The 11,616-nt window shown below is 60.1% G+C and carries 9 protein-coding genes; 7 read left to right on the forward strand and 2 right to left on the reverse strand.

Annotated features, from left to right (window positions below; all coding sequences use genetic code 11):
* Nucleotides 1–4: 4 nt before the first annotated feature.
* The gene (locus AC1DUY_RS12425; RefSeq protein ID WP_478114551.1) at nt 5–1,018 is read right to left on the reverse strand and encodes an MraY family glycosyltransferase; all 1,014 of its coding nucleotides are present in this window, start codon (nt 1,016–1,018) and stop codon (nt 5–7) included.
* Nucleotides 1,019–1,274: 256 nt separating this feature from the next.
* Here AC1DUY_RS12425 and AC1DUY_RS12430 point away from each other — a divergent pair, with 256 nt between their 5' ends.
* From AC1DUY_RS12430 to AC1DUY_RS12460, 7 genes are all read left to right on the forward strand, one after another.
* Entirely contained in the window at nt 1,275–2,273 is a 999-nt protein-coding gene (locus AC1DUY_RS12430; protein WP_439068185.1) for an NAD-dependent epimerase, read from the forward strand.
* A gap of 9 nt (nt 2,274–2,282) precedes the next feature.
* Nucleotides 2,283–3,695 (forward strand): mannose-1-phosphate guanylyltransferase/mannose-6-phosphate isomerase, encoded by a 1,413-nt coding sequence (locus AC1DUY_RS12435; protein WP_478114553.1) that lies wholly within the window; start codon nt 2,283–2,285, stop codon nt 3,693–3,695.
* A 392-nt stretch (nt 3,696–4,087) separates the two neighbouring features.
* Nucleotides 4,088–5,671, forward strand: a complete 1,584-nt coding sequence (locus AC1DUY_RS12440) for a TolC family outer membrane protein (protein ID WP_478114555.1) — start codon at nt 4,088–4,090, stop codon at nt 5,669–5,671.
* 216 nt (nt 5,672–5,887) lie between these two features.
* On the forward strand, nt 5,888–8,068 hold the full coding sequence (locus AC1DUY_RS12445; protein ID WP_478114557.1) for a type I secretion system permease/ATPase: 2,181 nt from the start codon (nt 5,888–5,890) through the stop codon (nt 8,066–8,068).
* Nucleotides 8,055–9,389 (forward strand): HlyD family type I secretion periplasmic adaptor subunit, encoded by a 1,335-nt coding sequence (locus tag AC1DUY_RS12450; protein ID WP_116660556.1) that lies wholly within the window; start codon nt 8,055–8,057, stop codon nt 9,387–9,389. Before AC1DUY_RS12445 ends, AC1DUY_RS12450 begins: the two co-directional genes overlap by 14 nt.
* 224 nt (nt 9,390–9,613) lie before the next feature.
* Complete coding sequence (locus tag AC1DUY_RS12455; RefSeq protein WP_478114560.1) at nt 9,614–10,651, forward strand: transglutaminase-like cysteine peptidase; 1,038 nt, start codon at nt 9,614–9,616, stop codon at nt 10,649–10,651.
* A gap of 124 nt (nt 10,652–10,775) precedes the next feature.
* A complete protein-coding gene (locus tag AC1DUY_RS12460) occupies nt 10,776–11,120 on the forward strand; it encodes a hypothetical protein (RefSeq protein ID WP_478114562.1) in 345 nt (114 codons plus the stop codon).
* 199 nt (nt 11,121–11,319) lie between these two features.
* Here the strand turns inward: AC1DUY_RS12460 and AC1DUY_RS12465 are convergent, their stop codons facing one another.
* On the reverse strand, nt 11,320–11,601 hold the full coding sequence (locus tag AC1DUY_RS12465) for a hypothetical protein (RefSeq protein WP_478114564.1): 282 nt from the start codon (nt 11,599–11,601) through the stop codon (nt 11,320–11,322).
* Nucleotides 11,602–11,616 lie beyond the last annotated feature (15 nt).

Raw genomic sequence — 11,616 nt, forward strand, 5'->3', positions numbered from 1 at the left:
TGCGTCAGCGGCGCGGCGTCGAGAATGCCCGCAATGCCGTGGCGACGGCGATGCTGCCAAGGACAAGCAGAGCTGTGTCGGCGACGCCTGAGCGGAAATAGATCGACAGTCCGGCCAGGGCCGCCAGGCCGATATTGAGCACGAACACCGTTCGCACCACCTCGATCACGGCGAAGCCATTGTCCGTCGCGCGCTGATAGAAGTGCGAACGATGGGCCAGCCACACCGGTTCGCGTTTTGCCAACCGCCGCAGCAGGGTGATGGTCGCATCGGCAAGGTAATACAGCGGCAGCAGGATGGCGGCAGCCAGATGGTGCGCATAGGCGAGTTGCAGGAAGCACCAGGCCAGCAACAGCCCGATGGGGAGGCTGCCGACGTCGCCCAGAAACATCTTCGCAACGGGCCGATTGAACGGCGCGAAGCCGAGTGTGGCGCCGCAAAGCGCAGCGGCAATGAGCGCCGTCGATAACGGCAGTTGCCCGGAGAAGCCGATCAGCACCAGCGCCGTGGTGATCGGAATCACTTCGGCCACTGTGATCCAGTCGAGTCCATCCATGAAATTCACGAGATTGACGAACCAGAGTGCGGCCAGCAGCAGCAAGCCGCGTTCGATCCAGAGAGGCAGGTCCGGTGTAATCTGCAGTGTCGGGGGCAGAGCAAACAGGATCGCGGCAATACTGACGGCTTGCAGCAGCAGTCGCGGCGTCACGGAAATGGGACGCAGATCATCAATCGCGCCGATGGTCGCGATCAGGATCGTTGCCCCGAACAGTACCCACAGCGCCGGTGTCGCTGAAACGGAAAGACTTGCAATCGAGCACCCGGCAACCAGCAGCGCGACTGATATCACCGCGATGCCGGCGCCTTGCGGTGTCGGCACTTTGTGGGACGATCGGGCATTCGGTCGCGCCATTGCATAGCGGATGAGCAGCGGATGAATAGCGTTGATGCAAACCGCGGACAGAACGGCGGCTACAACCAGAGCGACGAAGGTTGTAATCAATTCGAATGACGACATCGGGATGACATTGATCGCAGGAAAGACATGCGTTGCGGGGAAGATTTGGGTCGCAATGAGACAAATAGTTCGGAGTTATGCACGGCGGCTCTTCTTACCCTGTTTTCATGGCATAGCTAGCGGCGAAGGCCGCGCTTCTGACGCAATCGGATGCTGCGATGCCGAAGTGTTGCAACATCATCGCCTGGATGGCTAATGGAATGCGACACGGATCGTCATGCAACATGGCGGTTTCTGGCGAATGTCTGGGGACACGATGTCTGAACAACCCATCCTTGTCACCGGTGCTGCCGGCTTCATCGGTTTCCACGTGACGCGGCAGTTGCTGGCCGAAGGCCGAACGGTCGTTGGTCTCGATAGCGTCAACAGCTATTACGATCCGGCGCTGAAGGAGGCGCGGCTGAAGCTGCTGGAGGGCCAGCCTCGCTTTACCTTTGTGAGAGCGAATCTGGCAGATCGTCCCGCGATCTCGGCGCTGTTTGGCGAATACAAATTCCCTGTTGTCATTCATCTCGCTGCGCAGGCGGGTGTGCGCTATTCCATCGATCAGCCGCACGCCTATGCCGATGCCAATCTCGAGGGTTTTCTCAATATCCTCGAAGGATGCCGGCACAATGGCTGTGAACATCTGCTTTATGCGTCGTCATCGTCGGTCTATGGCGCTAACAAGAAGAAACCGTTTTCCGTCAGCGACAGGGTAGACAATCCGATCAGCCTTTATGCCGCGACGAAGAAGGCCAACGAGTTGATGGCGCATTCCTACAGCCATCTCTATCGCCTGCCGACCACCGGGCTGCGTTTCTTCACCGTCTATGGTCCCTGGGGTCGGCCGGATATGGCGATCTTCCTGTTTACCAAGGCGATTCTCGACAAGCAGCCGATCAAGCTCTTCAATCACGGCAACATGCGACGCGACTTCACCTATGTCGACGACGTTGTCGGTGCTATCGGGCGGCTGATTGATCATGTGCCGACGGGTAGCGAGGACGAGGCGCCAGCGCGAATCTACAACGTCGGTAACCACAAGCCAGAGGATCTTTTGCATGTGGTCTCGGTTCTTGAGAAGGAACTAGGGCTTGAGGCGATCAAGACGATGCTGCCGATGCAGCCGGGCGATGTGCCTGAGACTTTTGCCGATGTGGACGATCTGATGCGTGACGTCGGCTTCAAACCGGATACCTCGATCGAGGAGGGGATTCGGCAATTCGTGACGTGGTATCGCAGCCACTACGGTAATCTGAACGCGAAGGGTTGAGAGCGACTGATGAGCAAGCGCATTATTCCCCTGATCATGTGTGGCGGTGCCGGTACGCGCCTGTGGCCGTCGTCGCGTGAGGGGCGCCCGAAGCAATTTCTGCCATTGTTCGGACCGCGCTCGACCTTTCAGGACACCGTGATTCGTGTATCCGATACTGGCTTGTTCGATCGTCCCATTGTCATCACGAGTGCCGCCTATCGGTTCATGGTGCGCGAACAACTCGCCGAGATCGGGCTCGATGCAGACATTTTGCTCGAGCCGGCGCGGCGCGATTCAGGCCCGGCCATTGCCGCCGGTGCCGCGTTCGCCCAAACCCGCGATGAGGACGCGGTCGTGCTTGCGCTTGCCGCTGATCACGTGGTGCGCGACGTCCCGGCTTTCGTGGCGGCGTGCCGGGCTGGGCTGGTGGTTGCCGATGCCGGCCACATTGTGACGTTCGGCGTTCAGCCGGAGCGTCCAGCCACCGAATACGGCTATATTTCACCAGGCCAGTCGCTTTCTGACAAGGTGAAGAGCGTCGCCAAATTCGTCGAGAAGCCGGACCTGCAGACGGCAACCGGTTATATTGAGGCCGGCTATCTCTGGAACAGCGGCAACTTCATGTTTCGGGCGGGGATGCTGCTCGATGAATATCGTGGTGTCGACGCCGATAGTGTCGAGACCATCATCAGCGCTGTGGCGAAGGCCGGCCGCGATCTCGGCTTCTTTACGCTCGATGCGGACGCTTTCGGGAAGGCAAAATCGATCTCTGTCGACTATGCCGTGATGGAGAAGACGAGGAAGGCGGCCGTGGTGCCGGTGTCCTGCGGCTGGTCGGATGTCGGCTCGTGGCTCGCAGTGTGGGAGCTGTCCGACAAGGATGCGCAGGGCAATGCCGCGCAGGGTGTGGCGGTGTTCGAGGACTCGCGCAACTGCAACGTGGCCAGCGATGGTCCGGTGGTGGCGCTGGAGGGCGTTGACGATCTCGTGGTGGTGGCGACGCACGACGCCGTGCTGGTCTCCCGCCAGAAGGATGCCAACGGCTTGAAACGGCTTGTGGCGAAGCTGAAGGTCACGGCGCCGCAGGTCACCGAGGATCATCTCAAGGTGCATCGCCCATGGGGATCTGTGCAGGCTCTTGAGGATGGCGAGCGCTATCAGGTGAAACGTCTCGTGGTGAAAGCCGGCGAGCGGCTGTCACTCCAGATGCACCACCATCGCTCCGAGCACTGGATCGTGGTGCGTGGCAGCGCGAAGGTGACGATCAACGATCTGATCAAGACCGTCCACGAGAACGAATCGATCTACATCCCGCTCGGTGCCACGCATCGTCTGGAAAACCCCGGCAAGATTCCGCTCGAGCTGATCGAGGTGCAGACGGGCAGCTATCTCGGCGAGGACGACATCGTTCGCATCGAGGATGACTACAAGCGGAACTAGCGGCCGTCGGGCGATACTCGCCCGAATCGATGCACCCACAGCGTGCATTCGCCTGAATTGGTGCCGGTGAGGGGTTACCGCGATCCCTTCATGCCGTATCTTTTTCCATTTTACGAAATAGCGATGGTTGCCACAATTGGGCGCGCTCTGGCCCGCCCAGCGCGCATTCATCGTCCTAGGGGCAGTTCTGCCACTCACGAAATCGTGTTAACCTGTTGTTAGGTATTGATAAATACCTGAAATCAGGGACGAAAATGACAGTGCCGTGACGGATAAGCGGACCGTGCCGCCTCCGGACGAGGTAATGCATTCTTGCAACAATGAGTCAGTTTTCGATCCAAAATGTGGCTTTCGGATTGCGGCAAGTTCCGTTTCTTGTTAGCGCTCAATCCATGAAGCAGATCGCAAAGATTTTCCTTGTAGTTGTATTGCTGGGATCGAGCGGCAAGTTCGCTCATGCAGCCGAGCCATTTTTCATTCTTGACGCCATCAATCAGGCGGTAAAGACGAACCCAGGTGTCGGCGAGGCGTCTGCCAATCGCCGCGCCACCGAAGCCGAACTTCGCCAGAGCCAAGGTACTTTGCTGCCTCAGATCAGGCTGCAGGCGAATACCGGCCCCGAGATGTTGAACCGGGCGATCGTTCCTGCGCCGGCCGGCAATGGCTCTTATGTCAACGGCAGCGAGGCGTCGGTAACGGTGCGCCAGCTGGTGTTCGACGGCTTTGCGTCAATCAACGACATCTGGCGTCAGGCTGCGCGCGTCGATGCTGCGGCGTTCCGGGTGCTTGAACGGACCGAACTGATCGCGCTCGATGCGGCCGAAGCCTATGTCGATGTGACGCGCTATTTGCGTCTGGTCGCTTTGGCCGAACAAAATCTCAAGGTTCATCTCGAATTGCGCGCCAATGTCCGTGCGCGTTTCGCTGGCGGTCGCGCCGGTGAGGGCGATACCCAGCAGGCGGAAGAGCGGGTGGCTGCAGCAGAGGCCGTGTTGTCGGATTTCCGCCTCAGCCTCGATTTTGCGCGCGCCAAGTATCGCAAGACCGTCGGTCTTGAGCCGTTCAATGTGCGTTTTCCCGGTCGCTTGCCGGATATGCCGGCAACCAAGAACGAGTCGCTTGACGTCGCCTTCAAGTACAATCCGACGATCCGCGCCGCTGGTGCAGATGTCGATGCGGCCAAGCGCGCTTTCGACTCGACCGCCGGCGCATTCGTTCCGAACGTCGCCCTGGAAGGCCGCGCGCTGCGCGGCAAGGACTCGATCACCTATCCGGGCAACCGCGACGAAGTCAGCGGCAAGGTTGTTGTGAGCTGGGATATCTTCCGCGGCGGTCAGGATGCGTGGAAGCGCGCCGAAGCTGGCGAACGCATGATCGAGCAGCAACAGCGCCATGCACGCCTGCAGCGTGATGCGCTGGAGTCGCTCGACAAGGCATGGGCTGCGCGGACGATCACGACGGAGCGTGCAGCAGCGCTGGTGCGTGAAGTTGAAGCCGCTCGCCGTACTTTCGTGGCCTACAACAAGGAATATGAGCTCGGCCAGCGCACGCTGATCGATCTGCTCAACTCGCAGAACCAGTACTTCAACGCCAACGTCTCGCTGGTGTCTGCACGCGGCGTCACCGTGTTCGCCGACTATCAGTTGCTGGCGGCCATGGGACAGCTGCTGTCCTATCTGAAGACCGGCAAGCCGCCGGAGTCTGAGCCGATCGAGAGCCGTGCATCCGGTCTTATCCCGTATCGCCTGCCGCCGATCCTGCTGACGGCGCCGGAGCCGGGATCCGAACCGCTTAATACGGTTCTGCCCTTCCAGACCTGGAATTCGCCTTTCGCACCGGCGCTGGAACCGAAAGCCGTGCTGTTCGGTGATCGCTGGGCCTCGCAAGATCTGTCGAACGCCAACGCATTGTTCGTGACATCGGGCCAGGTCCGGCAGGGCAGCGTGTCGGCCGATGCTTCTGCGGGGCGCCGTTAACCAGTTAAGTACGCAGATTCATAATCCGCGGTCGGGTTTACCGTAAGTTCAGCAATTCGTCTGAACCGCGAAATAGTACAGGCGCTCCGCAAGGATCGCCTGTAAAGCTGGCAAGTCATATTTTGTAAGGCCAGTAGATCCGCGCACGGGTCATACAAGGCGCCTGGAATTTCCGAGGCTGCATTGAACATTCGCTCACCCCAGTTCGATATTGCAATGGACCTGCCGACTGCGCCCGTAGCGGAGGTCGAGCATCAGCATGCCGATCCCTTAACGGACAGCCTGCTTTATCTCGCCGCTCACCACGGCAGAGCTGTCAGCCGCAGTGCACTCCTTGCCGGTCTCCCGGTCGAGCGCGGCGTGCTGACAACGGCACTGTATGAGCGTGCCGCGCAGCGGGCGGGCCTCGAGGCCGAACTGAACGAGCGACCGCTCAAGGATATCCCTGCGCTGGTCCTGCCTGCTGTGCTTCTGTTTCACGATGGTTCTACGCGGATTCTGCGCGGCATCGATCTGGCGAGTGGCCGTCTGACATTGGCACCCCCCGTCGGCGACGGTGCGATCGCCATGGAGCGGATCGAAGCCGTCGAAGAGAAATATGCCGGCTTCGTCTATTTCGTCCGTCCGGCGTCCGTCAGCGATCCGCGCGCTGTCGCCGCCGGCGATCTGCCGAAGGCTCACTGGTTCTGGTCCGTCGTCAGCCGGTTCGGCTCCAACTACAGCCATGTCGCCATTGCAGCTTTCATCGTCAACATGCTGGCGCTCGCCGCGCCGCTGTTTACCATGAGCGTGTATGACCGCGTCATCCCGAATGGCGCGATCCCGTCGCTAGTCGCACTTGGTGTCGGCCTGTCGCTGGCGATTGCTTTCGACTTCCTGCTCAAGGTGGTTCGCAGCCGCATCATCGACATGACCGGCAAGAAGATCGACGTGGTGCTGGCGTCGAACATCTTCGAACATGTGATGGCGCTGAAGATGGACAAGCGTCCGCCCTCGGTCGGCATTCTCGCCAATCAGATGCGCGACTTCGACTCGGTGCGGGAATTCTTCACGTCGGGCACGGTCGTGTCAGCGACCGATATGATATTCGCGATCATCTTCATCGCAGTGCTGTTCGTGATTGCCGGGCCGCTGGCCTGGATCCCGCTGGCGATGCTGCCTGTGATGATCCTCGTCGGTCTCTTGATCCAGCGGCCGCTCGATCGTGCGATGAAGCGCCTGCAGGCAGAATCGGCCGCGCGCCACGGCATTCTTATCGAATCGCTGAACGGCATCGAGACCGTTCGCGCAGTTGCTGGCGAGAGCCGGGTGCAGACAGTGTGGGAACGTTCCGTCGCCGCGACGGCGCGTTCAAGCGAAGGCGTGCAGTTCTGGTCGTCGCTGGCAATGACCAGTGCGAGCGTGGCGACGCAGCTGTGCAGCCTGTTGCTGGTCGTGGTCGGCGTGTTCCTCATTCTCGATGGCAAGCTGTCGGTCGGTGCGCTGGTTGCGGCCAATATGTTGTCGGGCCGCATTCTCGGTCCCATCGCGGGCATCGCGGCTGTGATGACGCGCGCGACGCAGACCATGTCGGCCCTGCGGTCGATCGATCGCCTGATGGCGACGGAGCGCGAGCGGCCGCCGGAAAAGATCTTCGTGGCCCGCGAGATCACCAAGGGCAGCATCGAATTCCGCAATGTCAGCTTTTCCTATCCGAACAGCCCGGCCAAAGCGCTCGACGGCATCTCTTTCCACGTGAAGCCTGGCGAGAAGATCGGCATCATCGGCCGGGTCGGCTCAGGCAAGACCACGGTCGGCCGTCTGGCGACGGCGTTCTATCCGCCGAGCGAAGGCAGCATCCTGGTCGACGGCATCGATATCCGGCAATACGACCCGGCGGACCTGCGCGCCGGCATCGGTTTCGTGCTGCAGGACACCGATCTGTTCTACGGCAAGCTGCGCGACAACATCACGCTGGGCCGTCCCGATGCGACCGATGAGGAAGTGCTCGCGGCTGCACGGCTGTCCGGCGTCGAGACCTTCATCGCCGGTCATCCGCAGGGCTACGATATGATGGTTGCCGAAGGCGGCCGTAGCCTGTCGGGCGGCCAGAAACAGGCGATCGGCCTCGCGCGTGTGCTGATCCGCAAGCCGCGCGTGTTGTTTCTCGACGAACCCACAGCGCATTTCGATGTGCGCAGTGAAGGTGAATTCCTCGATCGCCTCAAGACGCTCGCCAAGGGTGAGATGTCGATCATCGTCTCGACGCATCGTCCGTCGCTCCTGTCGCTGGTCGATCGCATTCTCGTGTTCGACAACGGCAAGATCGTCGCCGACGGTCCCGCCGATCAGATCCTGACGCGCTTGCGTCCGCAGCCTCCTCAAGCCGCGGGGAGGCCTGTCAATGTCGCAGTCTGATTTCGCATTTTCGAACGACGTTCGTGCGGCCATGGAAATGCGCACGCCGCGCACGGCGCGGATGTTGTTGATGACCGTCACCGGTCTGCTCGTCGTGTTCCTGCTGTGGGCACACTTCGCCGTGCTGGATGAAGTGAAGCGCGGCAATGGCAAGGTGGTGCCGTCGCGCCAGACCCAGGTGGTGCAATCGCTTGAAGGCGGCATCATCAGCGAATTGCTGATTCAGGAAGGCGCCATCGTCAGAAAGGATCAGCCGCTGGCGCGCATCGAAGATACCAACTTCGCGGCGCAGTTTGGCGAAATCCGCGAGCGGCGCGGTGCCATGGCTGCCCGCGTGATCCGACTGGAAGCGGAGACCTTCGGCAAGACCAGCGTCGAGTTTCCGGAAGATCTCACGAAGCTTGCACCGCGTGCGGTTCAGACCGAACGTAGCGTGTTCGACGCCCATATGCGCAAGCTTGCGCAGGACATCGACGTGATTGCGCAGCAGGAATGGCAGAAGAAAAAGGAAATCGATGAGCTCCGTGCGTCGGAAACCCGCTTCTCCGAGACGCTGACGCTGCTGACCCGCGAAACCTTGCTGACGCGCCGGCTCTATGAGCAGAAGGTTGTTCCCGAGATCGAGATGCTGCGGTCCGACCGGCAGGCCACCGACATGCGCGGCCAGCTCGCGGTGGTGCAGGCAACCATGGTCAAGACGGAGGCCGCCGTGAAGGAAGCGCAGTCGCGACTTCTCAATATCACCACGGCATTTCGTTCCACGGCGGAAGATGATCTCGCGAAATCGCGCGGCGATCTCGCGGTGCTCGACGAAAACATCAAGTCCGCGCAGGATCGCGTTCGGCGCACCGAATTGCGGTCGCCGGTCTACGGCATCGTTAACAGACTCAACGTCACCACCATCGGTGCGGTCGTTGCACCAGGCGCCAGCGTGATGGAGATCGTGCCGCTTGAGGATACGCTGCTGGTCGAGGGGCGCATTCGTCCGCAGGACATCGCCTTCATCCGTCCGGACCATGAAGCGGTGGTGAAGCTCAGCGCCTACGACTCTTCGGTCTATGGATCGCTTCACGGCCGGGTCGAACGTATCAGCGCCGATACCATCACCGACGAGAAGGGTGACAAGAATGAGCGCGGCGAGACGTTCTACCGCGTCATGGTGCGCACCGAAAAGAACCACCTCGGCACTGCCGAGCAGCCGCTGCCGATCATTCCCGGCATGGTAGCGACAGTGGAAGTCCTGACCGGCAAGAAGTCGGTGCTGGATTATCTCGTGAAGCCTGCGCGCATGCTGCGTGACGAGGCGTTTCGTGAACGCTGATAGCACTACGGAGCATCTCCGCTGCTCCGTATGTTACCTTGCTCCCAGTCCATCAGAGTCAACGAACTCTTAAAACGCAGGCTTCGCTAAAATTCGAGCGAATGCGTTGGTAGGCGATTGAGCGCGTTCAACGACATACCCGCACAGGTTGACGTGTTTTAACCGGCCTGAAGCAGCCCCCGATTTATCCCTGATGCCACAAGATCCGGACGGGGATCGACGCAATGACGTCGGCCGATGCTCCGGACAACGGGGCGTCAGTCATGTTGCGTATCGATCAGACGCGGGCATTCCCGCGTGCGCTGGGGTTCGTGCTCGCCGGTGTTGTAAGCGTCAGCGCTTGCGATGGAGCATTTGCAAAGTCACGCGCGAAGAAGACGGTGCTTGAGCGCCCCGTGATGGAATCGGCGATCGCGGGCATGACCGCGCCGCCGGTTCGGTTCTTCACGATCAACCAGGTGCTGGCCAAGCGTGACAGCGAGAACCGTGCAAAGCCCGGTAATATCGAACTCGCATCCTTGGACGTGTCGCAGGGATCAGATGCCAAGGTGATCAGCGATGCGCCGTCTCCGGCCGTGATCCTGCCTGCCACCAGCGAGGAGCCGTTCGGCCTGTTCACGTTCCGCGCGCCTGAAGGGCTGCTATGGACGAAATGGCGCGGTGTGGAAGAGCGTATGCGCGCCGACTTGAAATCGATCGAGGATTGCAAGGCTGATAGTGAGAACTGCGCCGCCGGTGCGCGCAAGTTTGTCGCCGTCACGCGTTCCGCCGCCGAGTTGGGTCTGCGCACACGCGTCGAGGCGATCAATCGCGACGTCAACTATGCGATCCGCTATGTCGGAGACTATCAGCAACACGGCGTCGCCGATCTGTGGAGTTCGCCGCTTGAGACGCTATCTGCGGGCATCGGCGATTGCGAAGATTATGCGATCGCCAAATTCGCCATGCTCGTCGCAACGGGCGTGCCGGAGGCCGATATCAAGATGATGCTGGTGCGCGACATGGCGGTGCGCCAGGACCATGCGGTGCTGACCGTCCGTGTCGATGGCCGCTGGCTGGTTCTCGACAATCGCTACTCCCGACTGTCGGAAACACGTGATCTGCCGCATTTCATGCCGCTTTTCGCTATCGACCACAAAGGCGTCAGCCTGTTCGCCGCGCCCTATGCCGCGCGTCCGCATCACGAGAGCGAGACCGACATGTTGCCCGCGGCCGAGGTGGACGGCTTCGGCGGGGGCTCTTCCTTGCCGCTGGCGCTCTGAGATAGTTCGACAACACAACGTCGATAATCGGCCTGATATCGACGTTTTATGCGCTTCGCGATCTTGTACTTCCGTGCATCTTGGGCTCTTAATGCGCCAGGGCGAGGTCGACGAGGGGATTGAGATGCGCTTCAAGCACACGCTGTTGGGTTTGTTGGTGGCGGCCGGAATGGCTTCCGGTGCAACTGTCTCGCATGCCGAAGGCCTGCTTCCAGGCGCTGCCTTCTCCGTCGATTGTCAGAATGGGGGGGTCTACAAGCTGACCTCCGGCCGTGTGACCTTTCCCGGTGATATCGTCACCGGCCATCTGTACCTGACCCCGCACCGTGCGATGCCTGTTCGCCTGATCCCGATGGGTGAGGGATATCGCTATGCAGGTCGTGGCGTATGGCTGGATGGCATTCGCGAGCACGCGCTTCTGTATCGGGCCAAGTATAGCCCGGTCGCGTGCGTCGTTACCCGCATCTAGACTTTTATCCTATCAATTATCTCCTGCGATAGCAGTCCTGCGATAGCGAGTTGCGTATCTGCGCAGCTTGCTGATTCACGTCTGTGTCCGGAGAACAAGTCCGCGATCCCAGAGATTCGCGGAATGCGCACGGCAAATGGCGACCCTGCCATCTGGCCGTGACACGAATGCGCTTTAAGCAACTGTCCCATTTCGAAATTTACTCGCGAAGGGCGATCACCACGCGGCGGTTCGCGCCGCTGTCGATATCGGCTCGCGAAAGCAAATTCAGGCGCCCGTCCAATATTGGCGGACGTGCCTGTGGTTGTGAGCTGATTTCGTTGTTCAGTGCGATATGAGAAGTCATCTTATCAAGTATAAAATAAGTCGTTTTTTCGAATACTTTCTTATTTTTACAATAGATACGCCGCGATTTGTGGATTTTTCCGGGCATTCCCAAAAATAGACTGTCTAGAATAAGTATTACTGTGGAATGGTTCATCTTTATTAATACGCT

It is taken from the genome of Tardiphaga sp. P4_G1 (assembly GCF_056401215.1).